Genomic DNA, 18,136 nt, shown 5'->3' on the forward strand with positions numbered 1-18,136 from the left:
GCGTTGATCGATAAACCGAACAAGTTCGATATATCGAATAAGTTGTTCAATTTACAAGATACCAACCGATGGCACAAGCCCCCGCCACCGATGTCCTTGCCGACGGCCCGCCCGCCGTTGGCGCCAAGCTGCAGGCGCTGCGTCAGGCACGCAAGCTGTCGCTCGATGAATTGTCGCGGCGCGCGGGCGTGTCCAAATCCATGCTGTCTCAAGTCGAGCGCAATCTGGCCAACCCGACCGTCGCGGTGCTGTGGCGGCTGGCCACCGCGCTTGGCGTGGGGCTGGCCGATTTTCTGTCGCCCGAAGGCGCGGCCGATGCAGCGCCTGCGGTGACGGTGATTCCCGCTCACTCCATCCCAGTCATCAAAAGCCCGGATGGCAAGTGCGAATTGAAGATTCTTGGCCCCGTCGACCTGGCAGCGCGCTTCGAATGGTATGAACTGGCGATCCAGCCTGGCGGCGTGCTGGCGTCAGAGCCGCACGAGCTGGGCTCGAAGGAGCACATCTCTGTGTTGAGCGGCACGGTGACGGTGCAATCCGGCCCGAGCGAGAAGAAGGTGCGGCACGGGGAATCGGCGCGCTATCCGGTGGATGTGCAGCACGCCATCTCGAACGCCGGCAAGACGGTGGCGACGGCGTTGCTGGTGGTCGAATACGCCCAGTAGACGTTGCAGATCGACGCTGCCTAGGCTGCCTGCAGTTCAGGCGCGTGCCACACGCGCGGCAGCAGCATCCCGAGCATCAGCCCGCGCAGCGCCATGAACCCCAGCATCGACAACCACAGCCCGTGGTTGCCCCACAGCGGCTGCAGTGTGACTGACAAGCCCCAGAACGCGGCAGCCGCCACGGCCATCGTCACCAGCAGTTCACGCGTGCGCGTCGCGCCGATGAACACGCCGTCAAACTGGAAGCCCCATACCGACACGATCGGCAGCAGCGCCGCCCACACCAGATGGTGACGCGCAGCTTCACGCACCGCAGGCTGATCGGTCAGCACACCGATGATGCCGGCACCCGCCAGCGCGTACACGGCCGCGAAGAGCCCAGCGCCGAGCACCGACCAGAACGTTGACACGCGAACCGCCATGCGGAGTGCGGCGCGGTCCCGCGCGCCCATGGCGGCGCCCACCAGGGCTTCGGCGGCGTGCGCAAAGCCGTCCAGCCCGTAGGCCATGAAGGTCAGGAAATTGAGCAGCAACGCGTTGGCGGCCAGCACCACATCGCCCTGCTTGGCGCCGGCATGCGCAAACCAGCCGAAGGCAGCCAGGAGGCACAGCGTGCGCAGGAAGATATCGGTGTTCAGCCCCATCAGGCGGCGCCAGGCGTCACGGGCGAGGAGTTCGGCGCGGGTGAGCGGCGGCAAGCCCATCGGCCGCTGCAGCCAGAGCAACAACATTCCCAACCCAAACCCGGCAATGTCAGCCAGCGCCGTGGCGGCGCCGATACCAGCGACGCCCATGCCAGCACCCAACACCAGGGTCAGCACCGCGACCATGTTCACAGCGTTGATGAACACCTGCAGCAGCAACGCCCGCCGCACCTGCTGTCGCCCGAGCAGCGTGCCGAGCACCACATAGTTGGCCAGTGCAAACGGTGCCGACCAGATGCGTGTGTGGCAATACACCTCGGCCATGCGGGTGACGGATTCGCTCGCACCGAGCAGCGCCAGCGTGATCCGGATCGCCGGCACCTGCAGCACCAGCAATGCGACGCCAATCGCAAAGGCCAGCAGCAGTGCGCGCACCACGCTCGCCCGCAACGCCTGCGTGTCGCCCGCGCCGTGTGCCTGCGACACCAGCCCCGTGGTGCCCATGCGCAGGAAACCAAACCCCCAGAACACGAAGTTGAAGAAGACCCCGCCCAGCGCTACGCCACCGATGTATTCCGGCCCGGGCAAGTGCCCCGCCACGGCGGTATCCACCGCCGAGAGGATCGGCTGGGTCAGGTTGGCCAGCACGATGGGAAACGCCAGCGTCAGCACGCGCCGGTGCCACTGGGCCCGGGACGCAGGTGCAACCGAAGTGGCGAAAGAGGAGTCCATGGGGACAAAAACTGCGTGGAACGATGAAAAAGGCGGTGCAACCGCTCACGATTTCGCTATCATTGCGCCCCATTGCGGGCTCCGGAATCGGGCGGCAAGTGCGGCACCCCGCACAACGTCGTCGGTGACTATACGCGAATCCCCCCGGAAGACAGACATCGTGTTCTGCCTTTCATCGCGGCCGGACGGGTGCGGTTGATGCTACGCATCATCCAGCACACGCATGTCCTGGGCTGGTGACACCCACCACATAGGACGGCGGGCGACGCCCAAACAGCGTCGCCTCGGTAGAACTAAGCGGACTGGTAAGCAAACCGCGGTGCCCTGTCGAACTTCCGACTCGCCGGGGCGGAGACTCCTCTTGGAAAAAAACGTACAACGCAATCTCGGCGCCTGGGCATTGATGTTGACCGGCTTGGGCTCGATCATCGGCTCCGGCTGGCTGTTTGGCGCCGGCCACGCGGCAAAGGTGGCAGGCCCCGCTGCCATCTTCACCTGGGTGATCGGCGCCATCGTCATTCTGGCCATTGCCCTGACGTATTCCGAACTGGGCGCGATGTTCCCGGAATCAGGCGGCATGGTGCGCTACGCGCGCTACTCGCATGGCTCGCTGGTGGGCTTCGTGGCGGCCTGGGCCAACTGGATCGCCATCGTCACCGTCATTCCCATCGAGGCTGAGGCTTCGATCCAGTACATGAGCAGTTGGCCGTGGCCCTGGGCGCAGTCGCTCTTCCAGCACGGTGAGCTGACGCCGCCGGGGCTCGTCCTGTCGGCAGTGCTCGTCGTGGTGTACTTCCTGCTGAACTACTGGGGCGTGAAGGTGTTTGCCAAGGCGAACAACGCCATCACGATCTTCAAGTTCATCATTCCGGCCGCGACTGCGGTGGCGCTGGTTGCGGCAGGCTTCCATCCGGGCAACTTCGGCACGGGCACGGGCGCGAATGTGGCAGGTCAAGGCTTCGCCCCGTACGGCTGGTCTGCGGTGCTGACCGCCATCGCCACCAGCGGCATCGTGTTTGCGTTCAACGGTTTCCAGAGCCCGATCAACCTGGCGGGCGAGGCGCGCAACCCGGGCCGCAACGTGCCCATCGCGGTGATCGGTTCGATCCTGCTGGCCGCGGTGATTTACGTGGCGCTGCAGGTGGCCTTCCTGGGTGCGGTGCCGCCTGAGTCGCTCGTCAACGGCTGGCACGGCATTGACTTCCACTCGCCATTCGCCCAGCTGGCGATTGCGCTGAACCTGAACTGGCTCGCCCTCGTGCTGTACATCGACGCGTTCGTCAGCCCGTCGGGCACCGGCAGTACGTACATGGCCACCACCACGCGCATGATCTACGCGATGGAGCGCAACAACACCATGCCGGCCATCTTCGGCCGCGTGCATCCGCTGTATGGCGTGTCGCGCCCGGCCATGTGGTTCAACCTGGCGGTGTCGTTCATCTTCCTGTTCTTCTTCCGCGGCTGGGGTGCGCTGGCTGCAGTGATTTCGGTGGCAACGGTCATCTCGTACCTGACGGGTCCGATCAGCGTGATGTCGCTGCGCCGCACGTCGCCGCAGCTGCATCGTCCGCTGCGTCTGCCGGGGCTGTCGCTCATCGCGCCGTTCGCGTTTGTGTGCGCATCGCTCATCCTGTACTGGGCCAAGTGGCCGCTGACCGGCGAGATCATCGTGCTGATGCTGGTGGCCCTGCCCGTGTACTTCTACTACCAGGCCAAGGCCGGCTGGCCCGACTTCAAGACGGAGTTGAAGGGCGCGTGGTGGATGATCGCCTACCTGCCGACCATCGCAGCGCTGTCGTACTGCGGCAGCACGGAGTTCGGCGGCCACGGCTACATCCCCTACGGCTGGGACATGGGCATCGTCGCAGTGCTTTCGCTGTTCTTCTACCACTGGGGCGTGGTCAGCGGCTGGCACACGCGCTATCTGGACGAGGTGGACAGCGTGCACGAAGAAACCGAAGTGCGTGACCGCAAGCGCGGCGCGCGCGAAGTTCCTCAAGGCGTCTGACGCCACGGTTGCACGCTGGAAAAAAACGCCCGACCGGTTCTGCCGGCGGGCGTTTTTTCTTGTCTGCGGGGCGGCGGGAATCTGCTCCGCTGTGTGCGCTAGGCGGCGACGCTATCCCCCGGACTTTGCGTACAGCCTCACGTCGTTCCATTTCCATTTGCCCATGACTCGACCCCTCGGCCTGATCCTGATTGCGCTGTCCCTGAGCGCTTGCAGCAAGAAAGAGGAATACGGCCCAGGCGGCGGTGTATCGCCGGGGCGCTAGACCGTGGATGGCTGACGCTGCGGCTCGTCCACCTCCACGGGCGCACCCTGCACACGCTCCACCGCCTCGAACAGGGCGCGGATGTTCGCAGCGCCAAATCCGCGTGCGCCCTGGCGCTCGATCAGTTCGAAAAAGAACACCGGCTCCGCCGTGCGAGACGGCGCCAGGAAGGACTGCAACAGCAGACCATCGGCATCGCGATCGGCCATGATGCCGAGCGCCAGCGCAGCATCGCGCGGGACCGGGCAGTGCCCGATCCGGGCCAGCATGGCATCGAACACTTCGGGCATGGAGCCCGCAAAGTTCACATCGTGGCGTTTGAGCGCCAGGCTGTGGGCCAACAGAGCCGGCACACGCAGCGCCAGGTGCTGAATGCCCGCGCCGCCGTGCACGTCGACAAAGCGGTGCAGTTGCGTCGTCTGGCTGGTCGGTGTGGGCGCCGAGAGCACGAGCTTCACGCTGCCGCTGGCGTTCTGCAGCACCGTGTTGACCATGCCGAGACTGCGCGTCTGGATGTGCTCGGTTTGCGTGACATGCAAGCCAAAGCCCGCTTGATAACGCGCAACCGTTGCGCCCATGGTTTCGCACGGCAGGCATAGCGCGAGATGGTCGAGACCCTGCGCTGCATCGAAGGCAGCATCGCCAGCAGCGGGGTCGCGCTCGACAAGCGTGTGCGTGACATGGCCGATCCCGCCCACGCGTGCCATGCGCACAGGGCGCTCCCCATGCGGCGTGGGCAGAACGCCCCAGTGCGGCGGCGCCAGATCGGCCGCGCCGGCACGCACCGCCCGCCGATGCGCAACATCGACATCATCGACCGCGAACATCACGTCATTGACGACGATTTCGTCGGCACGCGGCGCAGCGACGCGGCTTGGCTCGACCCGCAACCACGCATCGCCGCCCACGCGCCCAACACCGCTTGCGGGGGCCTGCAGCGTGCGCAGGAAATCGCCGGACCAGCTCGGACCGCTGACCGATACCGATGTCACTGACGCCAGTGTCATGACCGTCTCCTGACGCCGCACGGCGTCGTGTTTCGATGGATGGGGAAAACATGAGCCGCTTCAGTATCGAAACACGGCGGCAGCCGACAACTACGGGCGGGCGTAGGCCAAGGCGCGCGGTGACGTCGGCACGCACGGCTTCTCGGGGGCACGCGCAATGCGCGGCGGCAAATAGGCGTCCGTCACGGCGCCGGACCATGCTTGCGGCCGGCGGACGATGCCGTGTCGGGCCAGCCAAGCGGCGTAGCCCCACATGAGCGAGGCATCGTGCCGGCCCCACGCGCCATCGGCCAGCCAGGTCGTCGACACGGCGCGCAACGACCGGGCAATCGTGGTTCGAGGGAAATACGGAATGACGCGCTCGAACAGCGGCAGCACGCTGGCCGGATCCGCGTGGGCCGCGACAAATCCGTGCGAAGCGGCTGTCAGCAAACCTCTGACGACGCCTGCATTGCCGGCCAGCCAGCGGGAATCCACAGCGAGCAGATAGCTGTGATAGGACGGCGCGCCAATCTCGTCGATCGGCCAGACCTGGCGCTGCACATCGGGCAAGGTTGAGGGCATCACGCCCTCCCACGCCCAGTAGCTGCCGAAGCTCGCATCGGCGGCCCCATCGCGCAGTTCATCGAAGGTCAGCTCGCGCACGCCGGCGTCGACCAGCTTCACCGTATCGGAATCGCCGCCATCTGCACGGACGATGTCGGCCAGCAATGCCCGCGCGCGCTTCGTGGGGTTGAGCGCCACACGGCGCCCACAAAGATCGCGCGGGCGGGCGATGCCACGGCCGCTCACTGAATGGATGGCTTCCAGGCTGCGCTGGTTGACGGCGGCCACACCGCAGACCGGCTCGCCCGTTTCATAACGGGCCAGCACGCGCCGGGTCGGGCACACGCCAAGTTGCACATCGCCGCGCATGACGTGATCGAGCGTGTCGCCTCGCGCGTCGTCACGCACAACGATTTCCACGTCCAGCCCCGCACGTGCGAACCAGCCCTTGGCACGGGCCAAGTAAAACCCGGCGGCGTTCGTCCACGGGTGAAAGTACTCAAGCATGAGACGAACGTGCTGCATGGTGCGGACGGCCGATGGCAAGTGGACAACGGCCCCAGTGTGCGAGCCCTGACCGCCACCGCGTACTACGTGGATTGTGCAAACGAGGGGTCGCCCCTACGAAGCCATCGCGAAAAATCGATGGAACGCGCGCGCGCCAGCATTGCCGGCGTGGGCCTCGTCTGCGGTCACTCAAACTGCGCCCGGGTCGGCAGCGGCCTTGATGAAATCGATGAACGCCCGCAGCGGAGCCGGCACGAGACGCCGCCCCGGATAGTAGAGATACGGCCCCGGGAACGGCCGCCACCAATCCTCGAGCACGGGTTCGAGCGCACCGCTTGCAAGATGGGGACGCAGCCAGTCTTCATAGAGATGGACAACCCCCACGCCAGCCAGGGCCGCATCCACGACAAGATCGGTCGCGCCGCCAATGCGAACGAGCACCGGGCCCGACGGCTCCACCCGAACCACTTCACCATCCCGCTCGTATTCCCACGGCGGCATCGCTCCACTTGCAAACTTGCCGCGCAGGCACGCGTGGTCGAGCAGTTCGCGCGGATGGGCGGGCCGGCCGTGTCGATCGAAATAGCCGGGTGCCGCTGCCGTTGCGAACCGCTGCGATCGCGGGCCGATCGGGACGGCGATCATGTCCTGTTCGAGCCGCTCGTCGTAACGGATGCCTGCGTCGAAACCTGCAGCCAGGATGTCGACGAAGCTCTCTTCGGCCACGACCTCCAGTTGGATCTCGGGAAAGGCGTCGAGGAAGCCCGGGATGATGGCAGGCAAGACGAGCCGCGCGGCGCTCATCGGCACATTGAGCTTTAGCGTGCCGGCGGGCCTTTCGCGAAAGCTATTGACGACGTCAAGCGCGGCTTCCACCTCGCTCAAGGCCGGCCGCAGACGGCTCAGCAGACGTTGCCCCGCTTCAGTGGGCGAGACGCTGCGCGTCGTGCGGTTCAGCAGGCGCACACCGAGTTGCGTCTCCAACCGCCGCACGGCCTCGCTCAGTCCGGATGCGCTCGTGCCCATCAGTCTTGCACCTTCGCGAAAGCCCTTGGCCTGCGCCACCGCCACAAAAGCATTCAAATCGCCCAGATCGACTTTCATTGTTCGCCTTTTCGCACAACCCGTGCGGATTATGTCCCCTTATCGCGCACAGCGCTTGCACCTAATCTGCTGTCACCCCCCCGCTTTCTTCGGGCTTCGACCTTCCTTCTTCGAAACAGGAGTGTGACCATGTCTTTCATTGCTCAATCCGGCACGTTCTCCATTGGCGGCCACCAGGTGCACCGTCTCGGCTATGGCGCCATGCAGCTGGCCGGCCCGGGCGTCTTCGGCCCACCCAAGGATCGCGACGCCGCGCTTGCCGTATTGCGCGAAGCCGTTGCCTCGGGCGTCAACCACATCGACACGAGCGATTTCTACGGCCCGCACATCACGAACCAGTTGATCCGCGAAGCCTTGCACCCGTATCGCGACGATCTGCTCATCGTCACCAAGATCGGTGCGCGGCGAGATGCCAGCGGCGCTTGGCTGCCGGCGTTTTCAACCCAGGCGCTGACCGAAGCCGTGCACGACAACCTGCGCAACCTCTGCCTGGATGTGCTCGACGTGGTGAATTTGCGGATCATGTTCGACACCCATGGCCCCGCGGAAGGGTCGATCGAGGCACCCCTCACCGCCCTGGCGGAACTGCAACGGCAGGGGCTGGTGCGGCACATCGGGCTGAGCAACGTCACGGCCAACCAGATCGCAGAAGGACGGCGCATCTGCGAGATCGTCTGCGTGCAGAACCACTACAACCTCGCTCACCGAAACGACGACGGCCTGATCGACGCGCTTGCCCGCGACGGCATCGCGTATGTTCCGTACTTTCCGCTGGGCGGGTTCAGCCCGCTGCAATCGTCCACGCTCAACGATGTCGCAGCGCGGCTTGGCGCCACACCGATGCAGACGGCTCTCGCCTGGCTGCTGCACCGGTCACCGAACATGCTGGTGATCCCGGGCACCTCATCGGTCGGCCACCTGCGCGAGAACGTCGCCGCGTCGGCGATTGCGCTGCCCGAAGATGCGATGCGCGAACTCGACGCCGTTGCCCTTTCCACGGACGCTGCCGCGTAATACCTTGCTTGGCGGCCCGGCGGTCGATGCACCGGGCGGCTGAAACGGACGCGACGTTCTTCGCCGCCCATCTTGCGGAAGCACAGGCTGAAGGCAAGGTGCAGCGGTCAAGAAATGGTTCCGCTTGGCCAGATGCTGCCGCCGCAGCGTTTGGCCAGATCGCCCACTTTCAACAACATGGTGGCTGCTGTCTTCTGGCTTGGAAACAGGTTGGGACCTCACACAATGTGACGGTCAAGCACGGCATGAAAGGATTGCAATCGGCAGCGCCCCGTGAAGACGCAGGCGCTTGCTGGATTCTGGATCAGGCCCCTCTGTGGTGGGGGCCATGCCCCGCCAACCCGCGCGGCTGCGTGCGTCACAAAAAGTTCATTCAACTCTTTGTTCAGCGGGTCGTTTAGCGGAATGTCCGATCTTGCGTCTACCGCCAACGTCATGACTTCCTCACCGCTTCCCTTGCCCGCGGGCATTGCGCCCGAGATGCTGCGCACGGTGTTCCAACCGATCTTTCGCCTGTCGACCACCGAGGTGCTCGGCTACGAAGCATTGCTGCGCGGGCCGGTGGGCTCGGCCATGGAGTCGCCGGCGGCGCTGTTTGCCGCGGCATCCGACACGGCGAGCACGATTGCGCTGGAGACCACCGCCGCGCGTCTGGCCATTGCGAATTTCTCGGCCATGCGCTTGCCGGGCAAGCTGTTCCTGAACTTCAGCGCGCAAGGCGTGCGACAACTGCTGCAAGATCACGCCCGCCTGCTGCACGCGATTGCCGATCACGATCTGCATTCGTCGCGCATCGTCATCGAACTGACCGAGCAGACGCCCATCGACGATCTGGCGAGCTTTGCCGAGGCGCTGTCGGTGGCACGCGATTTTGGCCTGCAATGCGCGCTGGACGACTTCGGCACCGGCAATGCCAACCTGAACCTGCTGATCGAACTCACGCCCGACTTCATCAAGCTCGACAAGTATTTCTTGCGCGACATTGCCAAGCATCCGGCCAAGCTGGACATCGCGCGTACGCTGCAGCAGACGCTCAAGGGCGGCGCCACCAGCATCATTGCCGAAGGGCTGGAAACCGAGGACGAACTGGGCGTGGTGCGCGACCTGGGCATCCGTTTCGGTCAGGGCTTCTTCCTGGCGCGCCCGCAGGACAAGCCCGCGAGCGACATGTCGAGCCAGGCGGCGCGCGTGCTGCAGTCCTCGCAGATTGCGGTGTTTCCGCAGGCGGTGCGCGTGGGCTGGCGCGCCATCACGGCCAGCAAGCTGCTGCGCGTTGCTCCCACGCTGCCCTTGCGCAGCAGCAACGACGACGTGCTGCACCTGTTCAACCGCCATCCTGATCTGCACGCCGTGGCGCTGCTCGACGAAGACGAGCGGCCGCTTGCGCTCATCGCACGCCGTGCATTCATCGACCGCTATGCGATGCCGTATCACCGCGAGCTGTACGGCAAGAAACCGGCGCTGGCGTTTGCCAACCGGCAGCCGGTGCTGGTGGAAAAATCGGCCTCGCTCGAAGACATGTCGGCACTGCTGATGAGCGAAGACCAGCGCTATCTGACCGATGGTTTCATCATCACCGAACACGGCCGCTACCTGGGCTTGGGCACCGGCGAGGAACTGGTGCGTACCGTGACGGAAATCCGCATCGAGGCCGCCCGCTACGCCAATCCACTCACATTCCTGCCGGGCAACATTCCGTTGAACCTGCATATTGAACGTTTGCTGGAGGCGAATGCAGAGTTTTATGCATGCTATGTGGACCTGAACCATTTCAAGCCCTTCAATGACCAGTACGGTTATTGGCAGGGCGACGAGATGCTGAAGATGGCCGCTGCCCTACTGGCGACCGCATGCGAGCCCACACGCGATTTTCTCGGCCACGTGGGCGGCGATGATTTCCTGATCCTGTTTCAGAGCGCCGACTGGCAGGCGAGGATTACGCAGGCCATGACGGCGTTCAACGCCAACGCGCTCGCCATGTACACACCGGCCGACCGCGCGGCAGGCGGCATCCATGCTGAAGACCGCAAGGGGCTGCCGGCCTTCTTCCGCTTCGTGACGATGGCGGTCGGCGCCCTGCACGTTCACCCCGGAGCCGCACGCAACAGTGACGACATCGGCACGGCGGCGGCCCTCGCCAAACGGCGCGCCAAGCAAAGCGACAACGGCTTCTATCTGGAAGCCTTGCGCCCCAGCCAGTCCATGCGCGCCACGGCCTGAAAGCGTCTGGGCGGCGCTACAGCACGGCCGGGATCAGCCCGAGCAACGCGGCCTTCACCACGGCATGCGTCTTGTTGGCGGCATTGAGCTTGGTGATGGCGTTGCGGAGGTGAAAGTTCACGTTGCGCTCGGTCATCTCCAGGATGGCGGCAACCTCCGCCACCGTCTTGCCTTCGGCCGTCCAGTGCAGCATCTGCCGCTCGACGTCTTTCAGGCGTGTAGCGGCATCCGGCAAGACTTTACTGGCCATCAGCGCGCTGATGCTGGCGTGCGCGCGCTGGCCCAGCCAGATCATTTCTGGTTCGGAGGCGGCCAGCTCGTCTTCGGTGATGGGCACGGCGCGGCGCACCAGGCTGAAGGTACCGAAGATGCCGGAGTGATCGCGAATGGTGTGCGACCACCCATGGTTGAGGCCGTGCTGGCGCGCATCGGCCCAGAACGGCGATTCCGCCGTGGCAATGCTGGACCACAGCATTGGCCTGACGCAGCGTTGCCCGTGCTGCAGTACCGGATCGACTGCCGAATAGCCGCACACGCGATAGTGCTCGCGCCAGTGCTCAGGGAACGTGCTCCAGCAGATGGTGTTGAAGCGCGTGATCGGGATCGCGCCGCGCAGGGCGTAGGCGTAATAGTCGAAACCAAGCCGCGCCACCGCCGGCTGCAGGCAGCGGAATACCGCATCGGCATCGCGCAAGGCGTTCAATTCGCGCAGCAGTGCCGCACGCCAGGATGTTGCGCGGCCCTGCGGCAATGGATCGTGAGCGCCCATCCTTTGGCCTCCAGAACCCACTCAATCCCCCGTGCCAGTCCTCATCGATCGGCTCTGTCATTTCCACATGGGTGAAAACGCATTCAGCCTTGCGTTTTGCTGAGGACTACTTTTGACGTGCTGGAACTATACATAATCCAAAACGAATTGCGCGATGTGCATGCTCAATGCAATTAGTGGAGGCGCTCGAATAAGAGATAACGCAGTACAGCGATAAATCAACCGATAACCGAATGGTTTGCGCAACATCGCGCGGTTTATTTGAATGTGATATTTGGCGCGGGTTTCTGGAGTCGCCATCCGGGCAGCGGGATTCAATCATCCTGTAGGCGGAATTCGTACCAACAATGCGGAGCGTTTTTTCATTGTTCTTCGTGAAGTGAACGATCGCACGCATACCGTTCGCACGGTGAAGAAGGCGCCACGGTACGTGCGCTCGCCTCAACAAGGGGCAGTGCGCGAAAACGACGTCCCAGCAAAGATTGCGCCTTTACCACGCGGCAGAATGTCGCAGTAAAAATAACAATATCGACTTTGCACGTGCGGTTTGATCAACGCCATGTCAAATTGACGTGTCACATTTACACGCGTGTGTGGCGAATTGCACGCACAGTGGCAAATTAGGGCAGAAACGACGCTCTTATTGGGGTTTCGGAGTGTCAGCGAAACCCTTACAGTCTGGTCCGCGACTCGCCTTCTCGATGTAGTCGAGACCCCGACAAGAAACACGACGGTACGAAGCAACAGGGTTTTTTGGCGCGTCTTCCAATCCTCGTCACTCCCGGTTTGTGGCGCTTTTTCAAATCCGGCTTTCCCGGAATTGGCGGAGCTTTGCCCAAAATCGGAAAGGTGATGCGGACTTAATGCGGCGATTACCCCGCCCCTCTGACCCATTTGCACAGGAAGTCCCGTTTCATGCGCTCCACTCTGATTTCGCTTGGCCTTGTCGCCAGCGCCACGCTCGGTCTGTTCTCCATTGGCGCCCAGGCCAACTGCGTCGCCAATCCCCCGACACAATCCAACACGACCTTCCCCGCCAACCTGACCGGCAAGCTCGCCTATCACAGCTACGCCAGCTACGGCGATGGCACGAGCCAGATCTTTATCTACGATTTTTCGGCGCGCACGCTGCAACAGGTATCGAACGCAGCCTGGGGCATCAAGGACCCCATGAACGCCGTGTTCAGCCCCGATGGCAAGTGGATCGCCTTCATGGGGCTGACCAACAACGCGTGGAACGTGTTCTTCTGGCAAGTCGGCTCGACCAGCATGCCGATCAACCTCACCAACAGCACCGGCCAGACGCGCAATGAAGACCCGAAGTTCAGCACCGACGGTAAATCGCTGTTCTTCAAGCAAAACGGCGACGTCATGCAGGCCGCGCTGTCGTATACCAGCTCGGGTCCGGTCTTCACCTCCACCGTGAACCTGACGCGCACGGCACCGACGCTGGAAAACTCGATGCCGTTTGCAACGCCGGACGGCACCGCCGTCTTCTACACCACGGGCACCGGTTCGGGCATGGGCCTCTACAAGCAGACCGTGGGCAGCACCGCCAAGGTGGCGTTCGACACGCCCGCCGGCCTGGCGACGTACTACCCGATCGTACGCGCCGACGGCACGGTGTTCTACGCCCGCTGGCACGACGCCACCAGCCAGGCCGACCAGATCTACACCAAGGTCAACCCGAGCGACGCGCCCAACCAGCTCGCGCTCAACGACTGCAACAGCAACAACTCCGACCCATCGCCCGTGAACAACACGAACTACGTGTTCTTTTCGTCGACGAGCGCCGGCGGCTACCAGCTCTACCTGGGCGACGCGAGCACCGGCCAGCGCTGGAGCCTGTCGCAGTTTGGCGTGAACTCGGACACGACCAAGGCCAAGCTCGGCTCGAACTACTACGCAGGCACGCCGACGGCCGCCGCAAAAGCCATCACGCTGCTCTCCCAGGGCAAGCCGGCCAGCGCATCGTCCAGCTACAGCGCCAGCCTCGGCCCGGCCTACGCGTTCGACGGCAACACCACCAGCACGCGCTGGGATTCCGTGGAAGGCGTGGCCGGCGCGCAATGGCTGATGGTCGATCTGGGCGCAACCCGCACCATCACCGGCGTCGATCTGTACTGGGACGCAGGCGCCAAGGTGTATTCGATCCAGACCTCGAACGACGGCGTGAGCTGGACGAGCATCTACTCGACGTCGAGCGGCGCCTCGTGGGGCCATACGTCACTCACCAACCTCAAGGGCAGCGGTCGCTATGTGCGCATGTACGGTACGCAGCGCGCCACGCAATGGGGTTACTCGCTGGACGAAATGCAGGTGTGGGGCTACTAAGCCGCGGTATCCGCATCAGCATCAGCATCGCCTGACATGACAACGCCCCGGTGGCTTCGGCCATCGGGGCGTTTGTCATGGGTCAGGGGGTCGATCAGCAGCCAGCATTGGGGCCTACCCCTAAATTGTCAAAAGCTGAACATTCAGCCTGGGCACGGCTCGGCACGATGGCGTCTCCGCACCACGCCAGAGGATGACGATGCCCTCACGCACACCACCGAACAGCACCCCGCACGGCATGAGCCGGCGCGATTTCCTGACGCTCGGCACCGCCGCCGCCAGCCTTGGCGCGCTGGGCTTGAGTCTGCCGGAAGGCGCGCATGCCGCTGCGCACGCCAATGACGCCAGTTGGCACGCCGGCCAGCTCGCGCACCTGATCCCGGCAGCCAGCCACGACCGCTTTCTCATCAAGGCATCGTTTCAGGCGCCGCTTGCGCGGGCACCTTGGTTGATGGTCAACGGCAGGCGCGTCGCTGGGGAGCAGACCGATGCCGCCGGCCGCTTCTGGCGCTTCGACGTGCGCGGTCTGCAGCCCGCCACGCAATACACGCTGCGCATTGTCGATGCGGCCGGCAAGCCGCTGGCCGACGCGTGGCCGCTGCGCACCTTTCCGTCACCGGATGCCACGCCCGCGCGACTGCGCATCCTGGCCTACACCTGTGCCGGCGGTTATGACGGCCCACCCTTGGCCGGCAAGACCGCCTGGCTCGACATGACCGCGCGCCGGCGCCTGCTGGCACGCGGCATGTCGTTTGCACCAGATACCGTCATCGCCAACGGCGACCACATCTACTGGGATCTGCAGACCTCGCAGAACAAGCCCTTCGCACGCCAGGTGCGCGAACTGATGTGGGCGAAGTTTGGCGGCGCGCTCGACACGTCGGTGCCGATGTCGCACCCGAAGAACGAAGCCATCTTCACGCGCGTGTGCGATTACCAGATCAGCGGGCTGTACGGCACCACGCTGCGCTCCACGCCCGCGTATTTCCTGACCGACGACCACGACACCTTCGAGAACGACGAGTTCGACGACAAGGTCGCCACCTTGCCGCCGGAGCCTTACGGGCTGGTCGGTGCAGAGCTGACACAGCGCCGCTACTACCCCGAGTTCCTGCCTGACGCCAACCGCCCCGTCTGGTTGCCCGGCGGTGACAAGGCCGGCATGCCCACCGACACCAACAGCGCTTTCGGCACGCTGCGTTACGGCGCATTGCTTGAGGCCGTGCTGTACGACTGCCGGCGCTTTCTCGACAACAAGGGCATCCACGCACGCGTCGTGCCGCAATGGGTGGAAGACTGGCTCGTGGCGCGCACACGCGCTGAAGACACCGCGCACTTCTTCCATGTGCCCTCGCTGCCGTTTGCATATTCGTCCGGCAAGCTGGGCGATTGGTATCCGGATTTGCTCGACAGAAAGACCGGCCGCCTCGTCGCCAACGAACCCAAGGCTGGCTGGCAAAGCGGTTGGCACGCCCAGCACCAGCGCCTGGTGGCGGCGCTTGCCCAGCAGAAACAGCGCGCGGCCGTCATCGTGCAAGGCGACTTCCATGCATCGGCGGCCGGGTCGATGTCGCGCTCCGCAGACCTCGCCTTCGCACAGCCCGTGCACACGGTCATGACGGGCACGCTGGGCACTGGCGACCTCGCTTTCCCTTCAGCATTCCGCAGCATCGAGACCACGCCGGCACTGTCCGTGGCCATGCAGGAGGCGCTACGCCCAACGGAGAAAAACGGCTTTACCATCATCGACGTGACGCCCGAGAAGATGACCTTCTCGCTGTTCATGTGGCGCCCGCCCGAGCCGGTGGAAGCCATCGATACGCTACAGCCGGCGCTGGTGTACGAGGTGCCGCGGCTGGCGTGAGAAGTCAGCACAACAACTAGGAGACGCATGGCGAAGATCTGCATCGTGGGGGCCGGCTCGATCGGCTGTTACCTGGGTGGCCGTCTGCTGGCGGCCGGCGCCGATGTCTCGCTCGTGGGCCGCGCACGCATCGGCAACGAACTGAGCGCGCACGGCCTCACCTTGACGGACTACCGCAACGGCCGCTGGCAGGTGCAGCCGGCGGTGATCCGCTACATGGCCGAGCCCGGCGCGGCCGCCGATGCCGATCTCGTGCTGGTGACCGTGAAGTCCGCTGCCACGCAATCCGTCGCCGATGAACTGAAGCCGGTGCTGCGCGCGGGCGCCATCGTCATCAGCTTCCAGAACGGTCTGCGCAATGCCGACGTCCTGCGCGCCGCCCTGCCGCAGCAGATCGTACTGGCCGGCATGGTGCCCTTCAACGTGATGCAGCCTGGCCCGGGTGCCTTTCATCAGGGTACGGCCGGTGAATTGGAAGTGGCGGCATCCCCCACGCTGCAGCCGTTTCTCGATGACTTCCTCCGCGCCGGTCTGCCGCTCACGGAACGCACCGACATGGCAGCTGTGCAATGGGCCAAGCTGCTGCTCAACCTGAACAACGCCATCAATGCACTGGCCAACCGGCCGCTGAAGGAAGAGCTGTCGCAGCGTGCGTACCGTCGCTGCCTCGCGCTGGCGCAAACGGAGGCACTCCGGCTGCTGTCGCGTGCGGGCATCCAGCCTGCCAAGCTGACGCCCATACCGCCCGCCTGGATTCCACGCCTGCTTGCCACACCCGATGCGGTGTTTGCGCGTCTGGGCGGCAAGATGCTCGCCATCGATCCGCTCGCGCGTTCGTCCATGTCCGACGATCTGGCCGCCGGCCGCACGACCGAAGTCGACTGGATCAACGGCGAAGTGGTGCGCCTGGCCGAGCGCCTGGGGCAACGCGCCCCCGTGAATGCACACCTGTGTGCGATGGTGCATGCCGCCGAATCTGCTGCCACGCGCCCGAGCTGGTCCGGCAACGATCTGTTGGCGGCCTTGCGTGCAGCGGGTTAGTCGGCGCCTGCTTCGCTGGCATCCAGCAACAACGCCATGTCCTGAATCTCGATGTGGCCATAGCGCAGGCGGATCGCACCGAGCTTGACCAGTGCCTGCAGCTCCTTGCTCAGCGTCTGCCGGCTGATGCCCAGCATCATCGCCAAGGCGTCTTGCGAGGTCGAGATGCTCGCGCGCCCCTCTGCCGATTGCGACACATCGCCGTGCGCGAGTGAAGCAATGCGCCGCGCCACACGCGCCCGCGTACCGTGCAGTGCCGCACTCGCCAGCGAGCCATACGCCAGCCGCAAGCGCGCTGCCACCAGCCGCGCAATCGCCCCGGCAAACGCGGCATCACGCATCAATGCTTCAAAGCGCGCCACGCTCACCGCCAGCACTTCCGAATCTTCCAGTGCGATGGCGCAATGGCCGCGCGGTTGTTGATCGAGCGTCGACACTCCGCCAAACCAGTTGCCTGGCTCCACCAATGCGAGGATGGCCTCATCCCCGTCGGCATTGAAGATGGAGAGCTTGAGCGTGCCGCTGGCCACGCCAAAGAACGCGTGCGAAACGGCGTCCATGGGATCGCCCTGCCGAAAGAGAAATGTGCCAGCGGCGATGCGCACGGGCACCGTGGCTTCGAGCAGTGCATCGGCAACGTGCGGCGCGAGGCTCCGGAACCAAAGGTTGGCGGCAAATGCGTTCAGCACGATTCAGCTCCCGCACTTAGCCTCGACGGCCTAGCACCCAACCCACCGACAGCACATACCGGCTGCCCCCCACGACGCGCGTCAGGCTGTGCTCACACGCATCGGGTCGGAACAGCTTGATGCGTCGTGTCTGGAAGATCGGCTTCGCGCAGACAAACTCGCCGCCCGCGCGTGGCGACTTCAGCACGATGTTCAGTCGGTAGTGCCGGCCGTTGGTAACGGGGTCGGTATGCGGTGGAATTTCCGAGCCGTCCGGATAGCGGATCAGGTAGCTGTCGAACGGGATGGGCCACGGCGCGGTGGCCAGCAGCATCTTGTCGTAGCCCGTGCCCTGGCGGCCGCGCTGCCGGCGAAAGGCGGTGCTGAAGAATGCGCGCAAGGAAGACATGGAAGCGAAACAGCCCGATGGAATCCGGGCATGTTAGCCGGGAACTATCGGCGCTTGTCGAATTTCTTCCAGTAACCGAACGGCTCCTGGTGGCACTCGTAGTCCAGCTCGGCCACGCGCGTCTGCAGGCGTTCCTGCACCTCCTGCACGGCAAGGTTGTAGACCGCGGGGCCGATCTCTTCAAGAAAGAAACTCAGCAGCGCACCGGCCTGGATGTTGCCGATGCGCTCGTCCAACTGCTCGGTGAAGTAGCGCTGGATGGATTGGACGGCCTCTTCGCGGACGTCGCGGTCAAGTTCGATGGGCATGCGCAGGGCTCGCGGTGGCGGACAAGGCCAC

At 64.5% G+C, this 18,136-nt stretch carries 15 protein-coding genes; 7 read left to right on the forward strand and 8 right to left on the reverse strand.

Going from position 1 to position 18,136, the window contains the following annotated elements; genetic code table 11:
* Nucleotides 1–68: 68 nt before the first annotated feature.
* Entirely contained in the window at nt 69–665 is a 597-nt protein-coding gene (locus tag N5B55_RS22865) for a helix-turn-helix domain-containing protein (RefSeq protein WP_103518701.1), read from the forward strand.
* A gap of 20 nt (nt 666–685) precedes the next feature.
* On the opposite strand, the gene N5B55_RS22870 is transcribed toward N5B55_RS22865, so the two are convergent.
* Nucleotides 686–2,041, reverse strand: a complete 1,356-nt coding sequence (locus tag N5B55_RS22870; protein WP_304540196.1) for an MATE family efflux transporter — start codon at nt 2,039–2,041, stop codon at nt 686–688.
* Between the two features lie 361 nt (nt 2,042–2,402).
* On the opposite strand from N5B55_RS22870, the gene N5B55_RS22875 reads away from it, so the two are divergent.
* Complete coding sequence (locus N5B55_RS22875; protein ID WP_304540198.1) at nt 2,403–4,049, forward strand: APC family permease; 1,647 nt, start codon at nt 2,403–2,405, stop codon at nt 4,047–4,049.
* Between the two features lie 261 nt (nt 4,050–4,310).
* Here the strand turns inward: N5B55_RS22875 and N5B55_RS22880 are convergent, their stop codons facing one another.
* The 3 genes from N5B55_RS22880 to N5B55_RS22890 all read right to left on the reverse strand — a co-directional run bounded on the left by N5B55_RS22880 (nt 4,311) and on the right by N5B55_RS22890 (nt 7,478).
* Nucleotides 4,311–5,321, reverse strand: coding sequence for a VOC family protein (locus tag N5B55_RS22880; protein WP_304540200.1), 1,011 nt, complete (start codon nt 5,319–5,321; stop codon nt 4,311–4,313).
* Between the two features lie 90 nt (nt 5,322–5,411).
* Nucleotides 5,412–6,392, reverse strand: a complete 981-nt coding sequence (locus tag N5B55_RS22885; protein ID WP_304540202.1) for an ABC transporter substrate-binding protein — start codon at nt 6,390–6,392, stop codon at nt 5,412–5,414.
* A gap of 171 nt (nt 6,393–6,563) precedes the next feature.
* The gene (locus N5B55_RS22890; protein WP_304540205.1) at nt 6,564–7,478 is read right to left on the reverse strand and encodes a LysR family transcriptional regulator; all 915 of its coding nucleotides are present in this window, start codon (nt 7,476–7,478) and stop codon (nt 6,564–6,566) included.
* Between the two features lie 129 nt (nt 7,479–7,607).
* Here N5B55_RS22890 and N5B55_RS22895 point away from each other — a divergent pair, with 129 nt between their 5' ends.
* Together N5B55_RS22895 and N5B55_RS22900 are read left to right on the forward strand one after the other, a co-directional pair.
* A complete protein-coding gene (locus tag N5B55_RS22895; protein WP_304540207.1) occupies nt 7,608–8,492 on the forward strand; it encodes an aldo/keto reductase family oxidoreductase in 885 nt (294 codons plus the stop codon).
* Nucleotides 8,493–8,927: 435 nt separating this feature from the next.
* Entirely contained in the window at nt 8,928–10,712 is a 1,785-nt protein-coding gene (locus N5B55_RS22900; protein WP_175402388.1) for an EAL domain-containing protein, read from the forward strand.
* A gap of 16 nt (nt 10,713–10,728) precedes the next feature.
* On the opposite strand, the gene N5B55_RS22905 is transcribed toward N5B55_RS22900, so the two are convergent.
* Entirely contained in the window at nt 10,729–11,481 is a 753-nt protein-coding gene (locus N5B55_RS22905; protein WP_304540210.1) for an autoinducer binding domain-containing protein, read from the reverse strand.
* Between the two features lie 915 nt (nt 11,482–12,396).
* Here N5B55_RS22905 and N5B55_RS22910 point away from each other — a divergent pair.
* From N5B55_RS22910 to N5B55_RS22920, 3 genes are all read left to right on the forward strand, one after another.
* Entirely contained in the window at nt 12,397–13,815 is a 1,419-nt protein-coding gene (locus tag N5B55_RS22910) for a discoidin domain-containing protein (RefSeq protein ID WP_304540212.1), read from the forward strand.
* 199 nt (nt 13,816–14,014) lie between these two features.
* Nucleotides 14,015–15,679, forward strand: a complete 1,665-nt coding sequence (locus tag N5B55_RS22915) for an alkaline phosphatase D family protein (RefSeq protein ID WP_304540214.1) — start codon at nt 14,015–14,017, stop codon at nt 15,677–15,679.
* A gap of 27 nt (nt 15,680–15,706) precedes the next feature.
* The gene (locus N5B55_RS22920) at nt 15,707–16,720 is read left to right on the forward strand and encodes a 2-dehydropantoate 2-reductase (protein WP_304540217.1); all 1,014 of its coding nucleotides are present in this window, start codon (nt 15,707–15,709) and stop codon (nt 16,718–16,720) included.
* Here N5B55_RS22920 and N5B55_RS22925 read toward each other — a convergent pair.
* From N5B55_RS22925 to N5B55_RS22935, 3 genes are read right to left on the reverse strand one after another with little or no spacing between them, the layout of a single operon-like run.
* Nucleotides 16,717–17,409 (reverse strand): Crp/Fnr family transcriptional regulator, encoded by a 693-nt coding sequence (locus tag N5B55_RS22925; protein ID WP_178961401.1) that lies wholly within the window; start codon nt 17,407–17,409, stop codon nt 16,717–16,719. The two genes, N5B55_RS22920 and N5B55_RS22925, sit on opposite strands and share 4 nt — an antisense overlap.
* Before the next feature lie 16 nt (nt 17,410–17,425).
* On the reverse strand, nt 17,426–17,797 hold the full coding sequence (locus N5B55_RS22930) for a 2OG-Fe(II) oxygenase (RefSeq protein WP_304540220.1): 372 nt from the start codon (nt 17,795–17,797) through the stop codon (nt 17,426–17,428).
* A 44-nt stretch (nt 17,798–17,841) separates the two neighbouring features.
* The gene (locus tag N5B55_RS22935; RefSeq protein WP_027679760.1) at nt 17,842–18,105 is read right to left on the reverse strand and encodes a DUF2164 domain-containing protein; all 264 of its coding nucleotides are present in this window, start codon (nt 18,103–18,105) and stop codon (nt 17,842–17,844) included.
* Nucleotides 18,106–18,136: the final 31 nt, after the last annotated feature.

This window comes from Ralstonia pickettii (assembly GCF_030582395.1).
Classification (GTDB): domain Bacteria; phylum Pseudomonadota; class Gammaproteobacteria; order Burkholderiales; family Burkholderiaceae; genus Ralstonia; species Ralstonia pickettii_D.

Excerpts from the sequence above, each read along its gene's own strand:
- N5B55_RS22865 (WP_103518701.1), top strand. The coding sequence starts at position 69 with ATGGCACAAGCCCCCGCCACCGATGTCCTTGCCGACGGCCCGCCCGCC.
- N5B55_RS22870 (WP_304540196.1), bottom strand. The coding sequence starts at position 2,041 with ATGGACTCCTCTTTCGCCACTTCGGTTGCACCTGCGTCCCGGGCCCAG.
- N5B55_RS22880 (WP_304540200.1), bottom strand. The coding sequence starts at position 5,321 with ATGACACTGGCGTCAGTGACATCGGTATCGGTCAGCGGTCCGAGCTGG.
- N5B55_RS22885 (WP_304540202.1), bottom strand. The coding sequence starts at position 6,392 with ATGCAGCACGTTCGTCTCATGCTTGAGTACTTTCACCCGTGGACGAAC.
- N5B55_RS22890 (WP_304540205.1), bottom strand. The coding sequence starts at position 7,478 with ATGAAAGTCGATCTGGGCGATTTGAATGCTTTTGTGGCGGTGGCGCAG.
- N5B55_RS22895 (WP_304540207.1), top strand. The coding sequence starts at position 7,608 with ATGTCTTTCATTGCTCAATCCGGCACGTTCTCCATTGGCGGCCACCAG.
- N5B55_RS22900 (WP_175402388.1), top strand. The coding sequence starts at position 8,928 with ATGACTTCCTCACCGCTTCCCTTGCCCGCGGGCATTGCGCCCGAGATG.
- N5B55_RS22905 (WP_304540210.1), bottom strand. The coding sequence starts at position 11,481 with ATGGGCGCTCACGATCCATTGCCGCAGGGCCGCGCAACATCCTGGCGT.
- N5B55_RS22910 (WP_304540212.1), top strand. The coding sequence starts at position 12,397 with ATGCGCTCCACTCTGATTTCGCTTGGCCTTGTCGCCAGCGCCACGCTC.
- N5B55_RS22915 (WP_304540214.1), top strand. The coding sequence starts at position 14,015 with ATGCCCTCACGCACACCACCGAACAGCACCCCGCACGGCATGAGCCGG.
- N5B55_RS22920 (WP_304540217.1), top strand. The coding sequence starts at position 15,707 with ATGGCGAAGATCTGCATCGTGGGGGCCGGCTCGATCGGCTGTTACCTG.
- N5B55_RS22930 (WP_304540220.1), bottom strand. The coding sequence starts at position 17,797 with ATGTCTTCCTTGCGCGCATTCTTCAGCACCGCCTTTCGCCGGCAGCGC.
- N5B55_RS22935 (WP_027679760.1), bottom strand. The coding sequence starts at position 18,105 with ATGCCCATCGAACTTGACCGCGACGTCCGCGAAGAGGCCGTCCAATCC.